This window comes from Streptomyces sp. NPDC008125 (assembly GCF_042957125.1).
Classification (GTDB): domain Bacteria; phylum Actinomycetota; class Actinomycetes; order Streptomycetales; family Streptomycetaceae; genus Streptomyces.
This window is the reverse complement of record NZ_JBIBHR010000002.1, coordinates 398,640-414,852: the sequence shown is the minus strand read 5'-3', so window position 1 is coordinate 414,852 and position 16,213 is coordinate 398,640. Positions and strand designations below refer to the sequence as shown.

Genomic DNA, 16,213 nt, shown 5'->3' with positions numbered 1-16,213 from the left:
GGTGCGGGTGACGGTCCGTCACCCGCACGCCCCACGGGGCGGGACACCGTGTCCGCCCCGTGGTCGGGTGGGGGAGTGCCGAACCAGAAGCCCCTTTTGCCCGACGCCGCACGGCGGACGGCCGCCTGGTGCGGCGTCCTGCTCCTCGTCGCCGCCGTCGCGGCGGTCCTCGTATGGTTGTCCGTCTACCTCAAGACCGCCGTCACTCCCGTGCTCCTGGCGCTGCTCGGTACGGCGCTGCTCGGACCGGTCCACCGCTGGCTGACCGCCCACCACGTGCAGCGCTCCCTCTCCGCCGGACTGACCTGCGCCGCGCTGGTCGCGGTCGTCGGCGGGGCCGGGTACATCGTCGTCACCGCGCTCATCGACACCGGCGACCAGATCGTCACCTCGCTCAAGGACGCCGGTCAGTGGGTGATCGACCACTTCGACCTGGCCGGCCAGGCGTCCGTGGACAACCTCGCGGGCAACGCCAAGAACCTCGTCGAGAAGTTCGGCGCCACCGCGGCCGGTGGTGTCATCACCGGGCTGAGCCTGATCGGCACGCTGATCGCGACCGCGGTCCTCGCCCTGCTGCTCACCTTCTTCTTCCTGCGCGACTCCGACCGGGCCGTACGGCTCGCCCACTCGCTCGCCCCGCACGGCTCCGGCGACCTGGTCGAGGCGATGGGGCGCCGGGCCTTCGAGGCGGTCGAGGGATTCATGCGCGGCACCACCTTCATCGCGCTGATCGACGCGATCTGCATCACCGTCGGCCTGTTGATCCTGCGGGTGCCCGGCGCGGTGGGGCTGGGCGCGCTGGTCTTCGTCGGCGCCTACATCCCGTACCTGGGCGCCTTCCTCTCCGGCGCCGTCGCCGTTCTGGTCGCCCTCGCCGACCGCGGCTTCGTCATCGCGCTCTGGGCGCTCGGCGTGGTCCTCGCCGTCCAGGTGCTGGAGGGCCACGTGCTCCAGCCGATGATCCAGAGCCGCACCGTGCGGCTGCATCCGGCCGTCATCCTGATCGCGCTGACCGCCGGAGCGAGCGTCGCCGGGATCCTCGGCATGCTGCTCGCCGTCCCGCTCTGCGCAGCCGCCTTCGGAGTGGTCGAGGAATTGCGGCTGAGGAACGCCGGCCCCTCGGCCCCGCCTCCGGCGGGCGACGACCGGGCCTGAAACCGCAGGTGAACGCCGGGGCATGCCCCCATGTCCGGCGGGCCGCCGGGGCGTGGCGGGCCGGGCGACGTACGATCTCCGCGCGCGGTCCACGGCGGATCGCGGGGAGGGGAATCTGTCCGTGGCGGTTACGGATCTCATCGACCTGGCCGGCCCCTGGGGCCGCGTCCTCAGCGGGACGCCGCTGAATCACGAGAAGCACACCCGGGCGCCGCAGTCGATCGCCGTCGACCCGGTGACGCACGACCTCTTCGTCGTGCAGATCCGTGACGCGCTGGAGTACGGCAACCTCTGCGTCTACCGCATGGACCGTGCCACCGGGCAGGCGCTCGACCACATGCACCTCGACGGCTTCGGCCACGGCTACCAGATCGGCGCGCAGCACATCGGCGGAACGACCTACCTGTGGACCGAATGCGGTCCGCTGTACGAGCAGTTCGGCACCCGGATCGCCCGGTTCCCGTACCTCCCGGGGCAGGTGGTCACGATGACCTCCTCCGTGCTGTCGGAGCCGTTCAGCCCGGTGCCGGACGCCAAGTTCATCGCGCCCAGCGTCGATCCGGTGTTCCAGCGCCTCACGGTCCGTTATCTGACCGCGCGGGGATATCTGTTCACCCAGTACCCGATCGACCCGTCGACCGGTGACGTGGTGTGGACCCCCCTGCGCACGGTGGCGCACCCCTCGGCCGCGCAGGTACCGCGCCTGGCCGACACCTTCCAGGGCTTCGCCTCGCTCGGCGACCACCTCTACCTGTACACCGGCAACCCGGACGTGGACGACACCCACATCACCGCCCTCTCCTGGACGGACGGTTCCGTCGTCGCCGGGCCCCGGCTCATGACCGCCGTGCCGGGGCTGGAGCGCCGGGAGCCCGAGGGGCTGGCCATCGAACTGGTCGGCGCGGAGGCGCGGCTGCTCTTCGGATTCAGCGGGAGCGACACCACGCCGCGCGAGGTCACGGTCTGCTTCCTCTCCACGGACGCGCCCGTGCAGGGGGTGAAGGTGCTGGCCGACTGGACCGCGCTGCCCCCCGCCGCCGGGATCACCGCGCAGACCGGGGTCCGGGCCCCGCGCGGGCGCCTGGTGGACATCGCCGGAACCACCTTCCTCCAGCTGCGCGGGGTCTTCGAGGGGACCCTCGCGAAGGACACCCGGGTCGCCACGCTCCCGCCGACGCTGACGCCCAGCCGCACCCTCCGGGCGGAGGTCTCCCGCAACAACCGGGGCGGGCGCTGCGTCTGCCGGCTGGAGATCTCGCCCGAGGGCGCGGTCACGGTGTACGGGCCGACCTCGGACAACACCGTCACCTGGGTCGACCTGGACGCCTGCTCGGTGGCCTGGCGCTGACGTCCCCCTCCCGCCGCGTCCCACCTCCTTCCCGTCCCCTCCCGTCTCCCACGCACCCCGAGGACCAGTCATGCGAGTCACGCCGCAGAGAACCCCCAGCCGCCGCGCCCTGCTGACCGCGGCCGTCACCGTCCCGGCGGCGGCGGTCGGCGCACCCCTGCTCGCCACTCCCGCCGCCGCGGCCACCACCGGGGGCATCGAGGTCGTCCACGACTGGACGGCGCTCGTCCTGGCGTCGGGCGTCACCCCCTCCGCCGACACCCCGGCCGCCCGCGTGATCCGGATCGCCGGTACGGAATTCCTCCAGCTGCGCGGAGGCGTCAACTGCGCCTTCACCGGGGACTCCGCGCTGGGCACGATCCCCGCCTCCCTGGCGGTGCCCAAGACCACCCGGGCGGTCTGCCCGCGCAACAACAAGGCAGGTGTCAACGCCTGCCGGGTGGAGATCAGCACGGCGGGCCACGTCACGGTGTTCGGCGGTACGACCGCCAACAGCATCACCTGGATCGCCCTGGACAGCTTCTCGGCCGTGCTGGTCTGAGGTCCGTCCCCGACCGCCGGGGCCGGCCGGGCGCCCTGGACGGCCCGGCCGGCCCCGGCGGTCAGATCTGTTCGAACGGGATCGGCCGTGCGGTGAGTTCTTCGGGCTCGGCGGACTCGTACAGCTCGTACCAGATCGACTTGCCCGCGCCGCGCGGATCGACCCCCCAGTCGTCCGCCAGCATCTCCATCAGGAGCAGCCCGCGTCCGCTGGAGGCCATCTCGCCGGGGCGCCGCTTGTGCGGGAGCTCGTCGCTGTTGTCGGCGACCTCGACCCGCAGCCGCCGCTCGCCGCGCTCGCCGGTCACCTCGGCCACCATCAGCGCGTTGCCGTCCGTGTGGACCAGCACGTTGGTGGCCATCTCGGAGAGCATCAGCACGGCCGAGTCGACCTGCTCCGGGTCCGCCCAGTCGTGCAGCAGCTCGCGGAGCAGCTGCCGGGCGACGGAGATCCGCTCCGGTTCGGCCTGCGCGATGGCGACGGCGGCCCGGCGCGGCGGGACCTTCGCCAGGGTGGCGGGGGTGTCGCGGCGGAGCAGGACCAGCGCGATGTCGTCCTCGTGACGCTCCGCGAGAGGGCCCGTCGTGTAGTGCGAAGTGGGTCCGTGGACCGTCTCCACCAGCGCCTCGGCGAGGGCTTCCGGGTCGGCTCCGGGCGTCTCCAGGACCGGCCGCAGGCGGACCCAGCCGGTCATGAGGTCGTGTCCGCCGGTCTCGATGAGCCCGTCGGTGCAGAGCATGATCGTCTCGCCGGGTTCCAGCACCACCTGGGTCGTCGGGTAGTCGGCGTCGGTCTCGATGCCCAGGGGCATCCCGCCCGCCGTCTGCCGGATGACGGCGGTGCCGTCCATGCTGATCACCACGGGGTCGGGATGGCCCGCGCGGGCGATGTCGAGGGAGCCGTCGGCCGGGTCCACCTCGGCGTAGAGGCAGGTCGCGAAGCGGGGGGCGCTGGCTTCGTCGTCATCGTCGCCCTCGTGGGCGTACCCCTCCGTCAGCCCGGCCAGGAAGCGGGAGGCGCGGGCCAGCACGGCGTCCGGACGGTGTCCCTCTGAGGCGTACGCGCGCAGGGCGATGCGGAGCTGTCCCATCAGCCCGGCCGCGCGCACGTCGTGGCCCTGGACGTCGCCGATGATGAGCGCGACCCGTCCGTTGGGCAGGGGGATCATGTCGTACCAGTCGCCGCCGACCTGGAGGCCGCCGCCGGTGGGGATGTAGCGGGCCGCCACGGTGATGCCCGGGGGGCTCTTGCCCAGGGACGGCATCATCGCCCGCTGGAGCCCCAGCGAGAGCTCCCGCTCGGTCTCGGCCGCCCCGGCGCGGGCGAGGGCCTGGGCGAGCATCCTGGCCACGGTGGTGAGTACCGCCCGCTCGTCGGGGGAGAACCCCACCGGATCGCGGAATGCCGCCATCCAGGCGCCCATGGTGCGGCCGGAGACGATCAGCGGCAGGAAGGCCCAGGAGCTGCGGCCGAACGTGCGGGCGAGCGGCCAGAACATCGGGAAGCGGCGGGCGTAATCCTCGGGGGTCGGCAGATAGATCGCCTGGCCGGTACGGGCGACCTCGGCGGCCGGGTACTCCGTCTGGAGCGGCATGTCGGCGAAGGGTTCCTCGTCGCGGACCTCGTGTCCGTGGTGTCCGACGAGCAGCAGCCGGTCGCCCTCCACGCCGAAGACCGCGAGCCCGTCCGGGGAGAAGCCCGGCATCGAGAGCGAACCGGCGACCCGCAGCACCTCCTCCGTGGACCGGGCCTCGGCCAGGGCCCGTCCCGCGTCCAGCAGGAACGCCTCTCGGGAGCGCCGCCAGTCGCCGGTGACAGGAGTCCGCACGGAGGTGCCGGGGATGGGCTCGGCGACCTCCTGGAGGGTGCCCAGGAGCACGACCTGCTCGACGGTCCTGCCCTCGGGAACGTGGGGCCTGGACCGGGTCCGTACGGTACGCAGGACCGTGCCGTGCTCGTCGACGATCCGGAGCCGGGACTCCGCGACGGTGTCCTCGGCGACCGCGAGGCCGACGACCGAGCGGACCTCGATCCAGTCGGCCTGGTGGTAGCAGGCGCGTACGACGGCCTCCCCGTACGTACCGGCTTCGGACAGACCGAGGAGACGGGCGGCCTCCGCGTCGATCGTGACCGTCCCGTCCGCGGTGTCCCAGCGCCAGAGCCCCGTCTCGATGGCCGCCAGGATGTCCTCGGTACGCATTGCCCCACTTTAGGAAGATGCGTTCCCCGGACGCCACCGTTGGCCCGGCCCCCCGGCGGGCCGTGGGGGCCCGGCGGGGGCGGTCCCACCGGGTGCGCGGCGGCCGTGGGCGCCCCCCTGGATGATCTTGAAGTGGTTATGGCAATGAAGTGGCCCGGCTCCGGGCGGTAGCCTGGGGAGGCTCACAGACCCCAACCGCGAAGACTGGATGAACGACGATGCATCGGTACAGGTCCCACACCTGCGGCGAGCTCCGCGCCTCTGACGTCGGCACCGACGTCCGGCTGAGCGGCTGGCTGCACAATCGCCGAGACCTGGGCGGCATCCTCTTCATCGATCTCCGCGACCACTACGGCCTGGTCCAGCTCGTCGCCCGCCCCGGCACCCCGGGGAACGAGGCGCTCTCGAAGCTGACCAAGGAGACCGTCGTCCGGATCGACGGCAAGGTCTCCGCGCGCGGAGCCGAGAACGTGAACCCGGAGCTCCCGACCGGCGAGATCGAGATCGAGGTCACCGAGGTCGAGGTGCTCGGCGAGGCGGCCCCGCTGCCCTTCACGATCAACACCGAGGACGGTGTGAACGAGGAGCGCCGTCTGGAGTACCGCTTCCTCGACCTGCGCCGCGAGCGCATGCACCGCAACATCATGCTGCGCTCGGCCGTGATCGCGTCCATCCGCTCGAAGATGGTGGCCCTCGGCTTCAACGAGATGGCGACCCCGATCCTCACCGCGACCTCTCCCGAGGGCGCCCGTGACTTCGTCGTGCCGTCGCGTCTCAACCCGGGCAAGTTCTACGCGCTGCCGCAGGCCCCTCAGCAGTTCAAGCAGCTGCTGATGATCTCCGGCTTCGACCGCTACTTCCAGATCGCGCCCTGCTTCCGCGACGAGGACGCCCGCGCCGACCGCTCGCCGGGCGAGTTCTACCAGCTCGACGTCGAGATGTCGTTCGTCGAGCAGGAGGACGTCTTCCGGCCGATCGAGAAGCTGATGACCGAGCTCTTCACCGAGTTCGGCAACGGCCGCGAGGTCACCTCGCCCTTCCCGCGCATCCCGTTCCGCGAGTCGATGCTGAAGTACGGCAACGACAAGCCGGACCTCCGCGCCAAGCTGGAGCTCGTCGACATCTCGGACGTCTTCGCCGACTCCGGGTTCAAGGCGTTCGCCGGCAAGCACGTCCGCGCGCTGCCCGTCCCGGACACCGCCGGCCAGTCCCGCAAGTTCTTCGACGGCCTCGGCGAGTACGCCGTCGAGCACGGCGCCAAGGGCCTCGCCTGGGTCCGCGTCGGCGAGGACGGCACGCTGGCCGGTCCGATCGCCAAGTTCCTCACCGAGACGGACGTCAAGACGCTCACCGAGCGCCTCTCGCTCGCCCCGGGCCACGCGGTCTTCTTCGGCGCCGGCGAGTTCGACGAGGTCTCCAAGATCATGTCGGCCGTCCGCGTCGAGGCCGCCAAGCGCTCCGGCAACTTCGAGGAGGGCGTCTTCCGGTTCTGCTGGATCGTCGACTTCCCGATGTACGAGAAGGACGAGGAGACCGGCAAGATCGACTTCTCGCACAACCCCTTCTCGATGCCCCAGGGCGGCCTGGAGGACCTGGAGACGAAGGACCCGCTGGACATCCTCGCCTGGCAGTACGACATTGTCTGCAACGGCATCGAGCTCTCCTCCGGCGCGATCCGGAACCACGAGCCCGAGCTGATGCTCAAGGCCTTCGAGATCGCCGGCTACGACCGCGAGACCGTCGAGCAGGAGTTCGCGGGCATGCTCCGCGCCTTCCGCCTCGGCGCCCCGCCGCACGGTGGCATCGCCCCGGGCGTCGACCGCATCGTGATGCTCCTCGCCGACGAGCCGAACATCCGCGAGACGATCGCCTTCCCGCTCAACGGCAACGCCCAGGACCTGATGATGGGCGCCCCGACCGTGCTCGACGAGGCCCGTCTGCGCGAGCTGAACATCCAGCTCCGCAAGCCGGTCGCCGTGTCGAAGGGCGAGGCCGCCAAGGCCGAGACCGCCGCCGCGGAGAAGACCGAGAAGTAGTCGGCGGGGGAGCCGCCGCCCCGGCGCCGCGCTCCCCGCCGTCCGTTTCCCTACGCGTGGTTCCGTACGCGTGCTCGTACGCGTGCTTCCGTGCGTTTCACGTGAAACAGTCCCCGATCGACCGATCGGGGACTGTTCCGTCGTGCGGGGGCGTCGTTCGCCCCGTACGGGCCGGGCGCCGTGGTAACAGGTGGGCGGGTGTACCGCCGGATGGCCCCCGCCCGGATTCGCGAGGGCCGGGCGCGGCGAAGAGTGGCTTCTGAGAGGCAGTCAGCCAGAACCACTCAGGAGCCCGCCCCGTGTCCGTCTCCCTCCGCACTCCCGCCCGTGTCGTCCCGGGAACAGCCCGCCGCCGTCGCCCGTACCCGTTCGCCGCTCCGGTCCTCGCGCTGCTTCTGGCGCTGCTCCCGGTGCTCACCGGCTGCGGTACCCCCGCCTCCTCGGGGGCCCCGCCGAAGGACGTGGCCGCGGCCCGGTCGGACGACGAGGGCAGCCGGGGGCCCGCCGGCGCCCTCGCCGCTCCCGCCCCGCAGCCGGCCGCCCCGCCGCTGGAGATCCCCGGGCTGGGGCCGGAGACCCGGGCGGAGATCCCGGCCGACGCCCGGCAGGCGTTCGTGGTGACCGGCAAGGGTGCGGACTCCAACGAATCCACCGCCGTCCTCTACGTGCGGGACGCCCCGGACCGGAGCTGGACGCCCGCCTTCGAGCCCTGGGCCGCCCACAACGGCATGGAGGGGTGGACCGAGGAGCACTACACCGGGGACCTCAGGTCCCCCGTCGGCGTGTTCGGCCTCACCGACGCGGGCGGCAAGCTGCCCGACCCCGGCGCCCTGCTCCCCTACGACGAGGAGGAGTACTTCGCGGTGGAGGGCGACGGGTTCTTCGGCGAGCCCCTGGAGGGCTCCTTCGACTACGTCGTGGCCATCAACTACAACCGCGTCGAGGGTGTCAGCCCGATCGACCACGAGCGCCCGCTCGGCGAGGACCGGGGTGGCGGCATCTGGATCCACGTGGACCACGGCGGGCCGACCCAGGGCTGCGTGTCGGTCTCGGAGGAGCGGATGAAGGAGCTGCTGCTCACCCTCGACCCGGCGAAGAAGCCGGTCATCGTGATGGGCGACAAGGCGTCGCTGGCCCGCTGAGGGGTCTTCCGACCTCCTCACGACGGGCAGGGGGCGGGAACGTGAAGAAGGGCGGGGCCACGGGGGCCCCGCCCTTCTTCACGAACGGATCGCGTTACGCGGCCGGCTTCTCCTCCAGGCGCGGGAAGAGCACCGCACCCTTGGTGACCGTGGCACCGGCGGGCAGCCGGCCCCAGGTGCCCGCGTCCTGGACGCGCTGGTCGGCCAGGGCGCCCAGGGAGGGCTCGGCGCCGAGCGACTCCCACAGCTTCTGCGAGGTCTCCGGCATCACCGGGTTCAGCAGCACCGCGACACCGCGCAGGGCCTCGGACGCCGTGTACAGGATCGTCGCGAGACGGGCCTGACCCTCCGGGGAGGTGTCCTTGGCGACCTTCCACGGCTCCTGCTCCGTGATGTAGCCGTTGACCTGCTTCACGAAGTCGAAGATCGCCAGGATGCCGGCCTGGAAGTCGAGCTCCTCGCCGATCTTCACGTCCGCCGCGGCGACGGCCTTCGCCAGGCCGTCCTGGACCGCCTGCTCGGCGTCACCGGCGGCGGTCGCCTCCGGCAGCGTGCCACCGAAGTACTTGCCGATCATGGCGGCCACACGGGAGGCGAGGTTGCCGTAGTCGTTGGCGAGCTCGGAGGTGTAGCGGGCGGTGAAGTCCTCCCACGAGAAGGAGCCGTCACTGCCGAAGGCGATGGCGCGCAGGAAGTACCAGCGGTACGCGTCCACGCCGAAGTGCGAGGTCAGGTCCTGCGGCTTGATGCCGGTCAGGTTCGACTTCGACATCTTCTCGCCGCCGACCATCAGCCAGCCGTTGGCCGCGACCCTGCCCGGCAGCGGAAGGCCCTGGGCCATCAGCATCGCGGGCCAGATCACCGCGTGGAAGCGGAGGATGTCCTTGCCGACCAGGTGGACGTTGGCAGGGAAGGTCGCGTCGAACTTCTCCTGGTTGGCGCCGTAGCCGACCGCTGTCGCGTAGTTCAGCAGGGCGTCGACCCACACGTAGATGACGTGCTTCTCGTCCCACGGTACGGGGACGCCCCAGTCGAAGGTCGAGCGGGAGATCGAGAGGTCCTGGAGGCCCTGCTTGACGAAGTTGACGACCTCGTTGCGGGCGGACTCCGGCTGGATGAAGCCGGGGTTGGCCTCGTAGAACTCCAGCAGCTTCGGGCCGTACTGGCTCAGCTTGAAGAAGTAGTTCTCCTCCTTGAGGATCTCCACCGGCTTCTTGTGGATCGGGCACAGCGGAGTGCCGTCCTCGGCCTGGATGAGGTCCCCGGGGAGCTTGTACTCCTCGCAGCCCACGCAGTACGGGCCTTCGTACCCGCCCTTGTAGATCTCGTCCTTGTCGTACAGGTCCTGGACGAACTCCTGCACCCGGTCGGTGTGACGCTTCTCCGTGGTGCGGATGAAGTCGTCGTTCGCGATGTTGAGGTGCTCCCAGAGGGGCTTCCACGCCTCTTCGACGAGCTTGTCGCACCAGGCCTGCGGGGTGACGCCGTGCTGCTCGGCCGTGCGCATGATCTTCTGACCGTGCTCGTCCGTGCCGGTGAGGTACCACACCTTCTCGCCGCGCTGGCGGTGCCAGCGCGTGAGCACGTCGCCTGCGACGGTCGTGTAGGCGTGGCCCAGGTGAGGAGCGTCGTTGACGTAGTAAATGGGGGTGGAGACGTAGAACGACGTCTCTCCCTGCTTCTCGGATCCAGTGGCCGCCATGGTCAAAATCCTAACGGTCCGCGGAAGGTTCCCCCGACTCACGGTTCCTCCCCCGCCCCCTCTCCCGCCGTAGGGCGAACGCCCGTACGTCCCGGGGACCGGGAAGGGCAGCCGGTGCGTCAGGGGACGCGGACGGCGGACCCGGTGACCGGGCCCGCCGTGACGTGCGGTGGAGCGGTTCGCGTGCGTACGCGGGTCAGTCGGCGGAGCCGCCGGACCGGGCCGTGATCCAGGCGGGCAGTCCGGCGAGGATCTCCCGGTAGAACGTGGCGTCCGGGATCGTGGCGGGCGCGGGGCCGGCGTGGAAGAACCCGGCGTGTTCGGAGTCCAGCTTCCGCAGGAAGTCGAAGCCCTTGGCGTCGTGGTCGCCGAACGCCACGAACTGGAAGTAGAGCGGCAGCCGGGCGGCCTCGGTCAGCGCCTGCTTGGCCGCGACCTTGGCGTCCGGCGGGCCGTCCGTCTGGAAGACGACCAGCGCCGGGCCGGTGGCGCCGGACTTCTCGTAGTGGGAGACGACCTCTTCGACGGCCCGGTGGTAGTGGGTGCGCCCCAGGCGCCCCAGACCGGCGTTCAGCTCGTCGATGCGGCCCTCGTGGCCTTCGAGGCCGATCGTGCCCGTGCCGTCGATGTCGGTGGAGAAGAAGACCACGTCGACCGAGGCGTTCTCGTCCAGGTGCGCGGCGAGAGCCAGCGTGCGGTCGCCCAGGTGCTGGGCGCTGCCGTCCTTGTAGAAGGGCCGCATGGAGCCCGAGCGGTCGAGCACCAGATAGACGGTGGCCCGGAAGCCGGTCAGCCCCTGCGCCTTGAGCGCGGCCTGCGCGGTCTTGTACGGGGCGACCAGGCCGGGGGCGCGCGACTTCACCCGGGCGAGCGAGGTGGCGGGCTTGGCGGCGGGGGCGGCGGGCGCAGCGGTGGAGGGCACCGCAGGGGCGGCCGGGGCCGCTGCCTCGGGGGCTGCCGCTTCGGTGGCGGGCACCTCGGGGGCCGGCTCGGGTTCGTAGTCGATGATGATCGCTTCGAGAGCTGCCTCGGTGGCCTTCTCGGGAGCCTCGGCCGTCTCCGCGTCCGCCTCCGCCTTCGCCTCGGTGCTCGTGGCCTCGGTCTTCTCGGCCTGCGGTGCGGCGGCCTCGACGGACTCGGTCCGCGGTTCGGCGGCCTCGGCAGGTGCCGGTGCCGGTGCGGGGGCGGGGGCGGGCTCCGGGGCGGGGGCGGTCTCCTGCTCGGGCTCCGGGTCCATGTCGATGGTGATGGCGGCGGCGAGGACCTCGGGCTCGATGACCGCCGGCTCCTCGGCCTCGGCCTTCGCGGGCTCGCGGGTCTCCGCCGGTTCGGGGGCCGCGGCGGCCTCCGGGGTCGCGGGCCGGTCGTCCACCTCGGCGGCCGGCGCGGCAGCCTGCTCGGGCAGGGAGACCGGCTCGGCCGCGGCGGCGGGCTCGGCTTCGGCGACCGGCTCGGGCGTCGTTTCGGACGCGGGCTTGGGGCCCGTGTTCTGTGCGGGCACCGTCGGCTGCGGGGCGGCGGGCGGCTGGTCGAAGGCGGCGGCGACCAGCGCCGCCGCGTTCCCCTGGTCCGACCGGTCCGCGCTGTCCGACCCGCCCGTACCCGCGTCCGACGAGGAGTGCGAGGCGGAGGAGAGGGGGGAGGCGGCGGGTGCGGGAACGGTCACCTTCGGCTCGGCGGCCGGAGCGCTCTCCGGGACCGCGTCCGATTCCGGCTCCGTCGATCGGGCGCGCTCACCCTGAGGAGGAACGGTGGCCGTGGTCGGCTCGTCCTGCTCCCGGCCGAACACCTTGCGCAGCAAGCTCCGAATGCCCATGGGCGAGGCCTTTCGCGTGAGTTGGGTGCGGGAATTGTCCGACCCGTGGAAAATCATCCCTGGCCAGGACGGATACGTAAGGTTAGCGGCCGGATCAGGCCGTTCGGCGGTCCGGCCCGCACGCGGGTGAACCGACGCGCAACCGTTTCCTTGGGAGAACCCAAGAGTTCGGCGGTCGGGCGTACTTCGCGGCTGGTTGACGGACCTGTTCCTCAACACCCGGACGGACGTACCCCGTCACGGTCCGCATACGATCCACCCCCGTGCCGGGTGCGCGGTGGTCCGTGCCGGCAGCGGCCTCCGCGCGGCAGGCTCCCCCGTTACAGTCGGACCATGGTTTCGGTTTCCGGTGAGGCTCCGCAGGCTGCAGGCAGCGTCCGGGTCGATGTGTGGATCTGGTCGGTGCGGCTGACGAAGACCCGGGCGCAGGCGGCTGCCGCCTGCCGGGCTGGACACGTCAAGGTCGCGGGTGAACGCGCCAAGCCCGCGCAGGCCGTGCGGGTCGGCGACGAGGTGCGGCTGCGGCACGAGGGCCGGGACCGGATCGTCACCGTGTCGAAGATCGTGAAGAAGCGCGTCGGCGCACCGGTGGCGGTGGAGTGCTTCGTCGACACCAGCCCGCCCCCGCCGCCGCGTGAACTGGCGCTCCAGGTGCCGGTCCGCGACCGGGGAGCCGGCCGTCCCACCAAGCGCGACCGGCGCGAGATGGAGCGGCTCCAAGGTGGCCGGGAGGGCCGGGAGACCGGTCCGCGCTGAGCGGTGAGGAGGGCGCGCGGCTGAGCCGTGCGGGGACGCTCTCGCGCGGTGCACGCGGCAGGTGCGTCGCGTAACTTCCGCTCACGCTCCGTGTTTCACGTGAAACATCGTCATGGCTGCGGTGAGGCGATGGCGCGGGCGGCCGCGACTTCCTGGCTGAGGGGGCCGAGGACGCTCTCCTCGATGCCGGTGAAGTCGGCCCGTACTCCCACCAGGGTTTCGCTGGACCGGATTCCGGCCGCCAGTTCCCGCAACTGGCCCTCGATCATGACGGCTTCGTCGGGCTCGGGCGGGGCTGCTCCGTAATTCAGCCGCACCCGGGCGGCTGTTGCCGCGTCGACGATCCGCTCGACGGCGACGACCAGCGGCCACCAGGCCGCGGCGCGGGTGCCCACGGGCGGTGGTTCGGTGAGGGCGCGCTGGAACTCGGAGCGCACCGCCGACAGGTCGCGATAGAGCTTCCGGCGTGCGCGGACCCGCTCGGACCGGTCGTGGTCGCTGGTGAGATCGAAGGCGCAGGCGATGTAGGCGGCGGTGTCCTCCACCGCGTTCGCGAGCCGGTCGCCGACGCGGGTGTGCCAGCTCTCCGGCCAGAGCAGATAGCCGGCCACCAGCACGATCGCGCAGCCGAGCAGGCTGTCGAGGAAGCGCGGCTGGACCAGGTTCACGCCCTGGTGGTTGAGGAGGTCGGAGAGCAGCAGGATGGGCGGCGTGACAGCGGCGGTCTGGAACGCGTATCCCTTCGCCGTCAGTGCCGGGATCAGCGCGGCGAGGACCGCCATCGCCGGGACGAACCACCAGCCGGACGGAACCTCGGCCAGTACCGGAGCGGCGACGAGCAGCCCGGCGGTGGTGCCCACGGCCCGCAGCACGGCGCGGGAGAACACCGAGCCGTAGTCGGGCTTGAGGACGAAGGTCACGGTGAGCGCCACCCAGTACGAGCGTTCCACCGGGATCAGCGAGGTCAGTGCCTGGGCCAGTCCGATGCAGAGGGCGAGGCGCAGCCCGTAGCGCCAGGACGCCTCGGAGAGCAGGACGGACCGCAGGGAGCGCCGGACGCGGACACGCAGGGCGGCGGGCCGGCCGAGCCGGTCGTCCACGTTGTACGGGGCGGGGTCGCCCCCGTGCACGACGGTGGCCGTGTGGCGCAGCGCGGTGTCCACGGCACGGGTGGCGGGCGAGTCGGGCGGGGGCAGGTCGGGGGCGGGGCGTCCGGTGTGGCCGCGTTCGACGTCGTCGGCGAGTGCGCGTACCGCTGCCGGGACGGCTTCGGGCAGTCGGCGTCCCTCCCCGTGTGCGGCGGGCGCCGCCTCGACGAGCGGGATCACCACGTTGAGCTGGGCGAGCGTCTGCACCATGGCGGGGCTGCGGCCGTGGTAGCGGGCCCGGCGGGCGAGGATCAGGTCGTAGGAGGTGTTGAGGCGTTCGGTGACGTCCTGGCGGTGCAGTTCGTACGCGGGGGTTCCGGCGGCGTCGAGCAGAGCGGCGACCGCGCGGTAGGTGCGGGCGACCGCAGCGCGTTCGGGGAGCCGGCGGCGGAACGGCCACGAGAGCAGGGCGAGCGCCAGCACCACCAGCCCGCCGAACGCGAGCAGCACCGGGGCGACCCACCAGGGGTCGGGCATCGGGAGTCCCGCGCCGACCACGGAGTTGAGCAGGAGCAGCAGGCCGGAGACGGAAGCCACGGCGCCGATCGTGGACATCATTCCGGAGACCAGCGCGACGGCGGTGAGCACGCCGACGGAGGCCCAGCCGGTTCCGTACACGAGTGAGCCGAGGGTGACGCCGACGGCGCCGAAGAGCTGCGGCACGGCGATGTTGTAGATCCGCATCCGGTAGGCGTCGGCGGTGTCGCCGATGACACCGGAGAGGGCCCCCATGGAGACCAGTGCCCCGTAGGCGGGGCGGTCGACGGCGAAGCCGACGGCGAGGGGCGCGGCCATGGCGACGGAGGCGCGCAGCACGGCCGCCCAGGGGATGGGGGTGGACTGCGGGCGGAGTCCGCTCGTCAGCCAGGGCGGCGGCGTCACGCGTCGCCTTCCGGTGCGCATGTCGGCCGTGGCCACGGCTCACTCTCCTCGCGGGGTCTGCCGGATGCTGCCTGAGGGGCGGCTTCAGCCCTGGTACCCCTCCACTTCGTCGGCCGGGCGGATCCGGGCCGACGAGGGGTCCTCGCCGTACTCGCTCAGAGCGCGGCGCTGCCTCAGCAGGTCCCAGCACTGGTCCAGTTGGACCTCCACCGTACGCAACCTGGCCTTCTCCTCGGCGGACAGGCCGAGGGCGGCGGCGGACCGGTCGCGCAGGGACCGTTCCTCGGCGACGAGTTCGTCGATGTTCGTGAGGATGTCGCTGTCGGACATGGCAGTTCCTTTCTTCGGGGCGTGCCGGGGCGTGCCGGGGCAAGGCCTGGGCATGCCGGGCGGGAGCGGGCGGGCGGGTGGCGGGTGGCGGGCGGCGGCGCGGGTCACGGGGCGTGGTGTGCGGCGGTGCCGTGGGGCCTCAGGGCGAAGACCGTTTTGCCCCGGGCGCCGCCCGCGCGGTTCTGAGCGAGCGCCTCGGGGGCCTTCTCCAGAGGCAGTTCGAGGTCGATGGGGACGACGAACGCCCCGCTGGTCACCGCCGTCGCGAGGGCGTCGAGCAGCAGTGCGGTCGGCGCGAGCCGGAAGTCGACGGGGAGCGGTCCGGTGTGCGGGGTACGGGTGCCCCCGGCGCCCCGGGTGGTGAGCGCGATGCCGCCGTCCCGGACGAGGGCGGCTTGCTCGGCGAAGGCGTCCGGGGTCTCGGAGACGAGGTCGGCCAGGGCGTCCACTCCCTGCGGGCAGAGCTCCCGCACGGCGGCGGGGAGTGCCTCCGGTCCTGCGGAGACGTCGAGGGTCCGGGAGGCCCCGAGGATGGTCATCCTGCGGCTCTCGTCGCCGCGTACGGCGGCCAGTACCCGGACGCCCCGGGCGGAGGCGAGCTGGGTGAGGTAGCTGCCGACGCCGCCCGCCGCCCCGACGATCAGCAGGGACTCGCCCTCACCCGCCCCGGTGGCGGCCAGGATCTGGCAGGCGGCGGTCGCGGCGGTCGGCAGTGCGGCGGCGGCCTTCAGCGACAGACCGGTGGGGACCGGGGCGATCGCCGAGTCCTGGTGCACCGAGACGTACTCGGCGTGGGCGCCCCCGCCGGGCAGCGGGGTGGTGATCCGGCCGAACACCGGGTCGCCCACCCGGAACCGGCTGGGGCCCCGGCCGATCACGTCCACCTGCCCGGCGAAGTCCACGCCGAGGATGTGCGGGAGGTCCCCGGGTGCCGTACCGGCCCGGTCGTCGGCGCGCTGCCAGTCGTACGGGTTGAGGGCCGCGTACTCGATCCGCACCCGTACCCCGCCCGGTTCCGGATCGGGCTTGGGGAGTTCGACGAGTGCGGGCTCCCCGTGGAGCGCGGTGACGGCGATGGCTCGCATACGGCAACCTCCAGTCGCCCCCGGCGTTCACGCTCCCACTCTCGCCCGGCCCGTTCCGCGTCGCACGTCGGA

Annotated in this window: 12 protein-coding genes; 6 read left to right on the top strand and 6 right to left on the bottom strand. The window is 72.3% G+C overall.

Features of this window, described 5'->3' with window-relative positions; all coding sequences use genetic code 11:
* Nucleotides 1–75: 75 nt before the first annotated feature.
* From ACFZAX_RS04555 to ACFZAX_RS04545, 3 genes are all read left to right on the top strand, one after another.
* On the top strand, nt 76–1,155 hold the full coding sequence (locus tag ACFZAX_RS04555; protein ID WP_390959011.1) for an AI-2E family transporter: 1,080 nt from the start codon (nt 76–78) through the stop codon (nt 1,153–1,155).
* Nucleotides 1,156–1,276: 121 nt separating this feature from the next.
* Entirely contained in the window at nt 1,277–2,503 is a 1,227-nt protein-coding gene (locus tag ACFZAX_RS04550; RefSeq protein ID WP_390959009.1) for a hypothetical protein, read from the top strand.
* A gap of 70 nt (nt 2,504–2,573) precedes the next feature.
* Complete coding sequence (locus ACFZAX_RS04545; RefSeq protein WP_390959007.1) at nt 2,574–3,044, top strand: hypothetical protein; 471 nt, start codon at nt 2,574–2,576, stop codon at nt 3,042–3,044.
* 61 nt (nt 3,045–3,105) lie between these two features.
* Here ACFZAX_RS04545 and ACFZAX_RS04540 read toward each other — a convergent pair whose 3' ends face one another.
* Nucleotides 3,106–5,244, bottom strand: a complete 2,139-nt coding sequence (locus ACFZAX_RS04540) for a SpoIIE family protein phosphatase (protein ID WP_390959005.1) — start codon at nt 5,242–5,244, stop codon at nt 3,106–3,108.
* 218 nt (nt 5,245–5,462) lie between these two features.
* Here ACFZAX_RS04540 and aspS point away from each other — a divergent pair, with 218 nt between their 5' ends.
* Nucleotides 5,463–7,280, top strand: a complete 1,818-nt coding sequence (gene aspS / locus ACFZAX_RS04535; protein ID WP_390959003.1) for an aspartate--tRNA ligase — start codon at nt 5,463–5,465, stop codon at nt 7,278–7,280.
* A gap of 299 nt (nt 7,281–7,579) precedes the next feature.
* The gene (locus ACFZAX_RS04530; RefSeq protein ID WP_390959001.1) at nt 7,580–8,422 is read left to right on the top strand and encodes a L,D-transpeptidase family protein; all 843 of its coding nucleotides are present in this window, start codon (nt 7,580–7,582) and stop codon (nt 8,420–8,422) included.
* A 94-nt stretch (nt 8,423–8,516) separates the two neighbouring features.
* Here the strand turns inward: ACFZAX_RS04530 and metG are convergent, their stop codons facing one another.
* Together metG and ACFZAX_RS04520 are read right to left on the bottom strand one after the other, a co-directional pair.
* A complete protein-coding gene (gene metG / locus ACFZAX_RS04525; RefSeq protein ID WP_390958999.1) occupies nt 8,517–10,124 on the bottom strand; it encodes a methionine--tRNA ligase in 1,608 nt (535 codons plus the stop codon).
* 196 nt (nt 10,125–10,320) lie between these two features.
* Nucleotides 10,321–11,940, bottom strand: coding sequence for a VWA domain-containing protein (locus ACFZAX_RS04520; RefSeq protein ID WP_390958998.1), 1,620 nt, complete (start codon nt 11,938–11,940; stop codon nt 10,321–10,323).
* Nucleotides 11,941–12,273: 333 nt separating this feature from the next.
* Between ACFZAX_RS04520 and ACFZAX_RS04515 the strand changes: the two genes are divergently transcribed.
* On the top strand, nt 12,274–12,696 hold the full coding sequence (locus ACFZAX_RS04515; RefSeq protein ID WP_390958996.1) for a S4 domain-containing protein: 423 nt from the start codon (nt 12,274–12,276) through the stop codon (nt 12,694–12,696).
* A gap of 110 nt (nt 12,697–12,806) precedes the next feature.
* Here the strand turns inward: ACFZAX_RS04515 and ACFZAX_RS04510 are convergent, their stop codons facing one another.
* The 3 genes from ACFZAX_RS04510 to ACFZAX_RS04500 form a co-directional block, all read right to left on the bottom strand.
* A complete protein-coding gene (locus tag ACFZAX_RS04510; RefSeq protein WP_390959243.1) occupies nt 12,807–14,747 on the bottom strand; it encodes an FUSC family protein in 1,941 nt (646 codons plus the stop codon).
* A 63-nt stretch (nt 14,748–14,810) separates the two neighbouring features.
* Nucleotides 14,811–15,056 (bottom strand): DUF2630 family protein, encoded by a 246-nt coding sequence (locus tag ACFZAX_RS04505; protein WP_390958994.1) that lies wholly within the window; start codon nt 15,054–15,056, stop codon nt 14,811–14,813.
* A gap of 104 nt (nt 15,057–15,160) precedes the next feature.
* Nucleotides 15,161–16,141, bottom strand: a complete 981-nt coding sequence (locus ACFZAX_RS04500; RefSeq protein ID WP_390958992.1) for an alcohol dehydrogenase catalytic domain-containing protein — start codon at nt 16,139–16,141, stop codon at nt 15,161–15,163.
* Nucleotides 16,142–16,213: the final 72 nt, after the last annotated feature.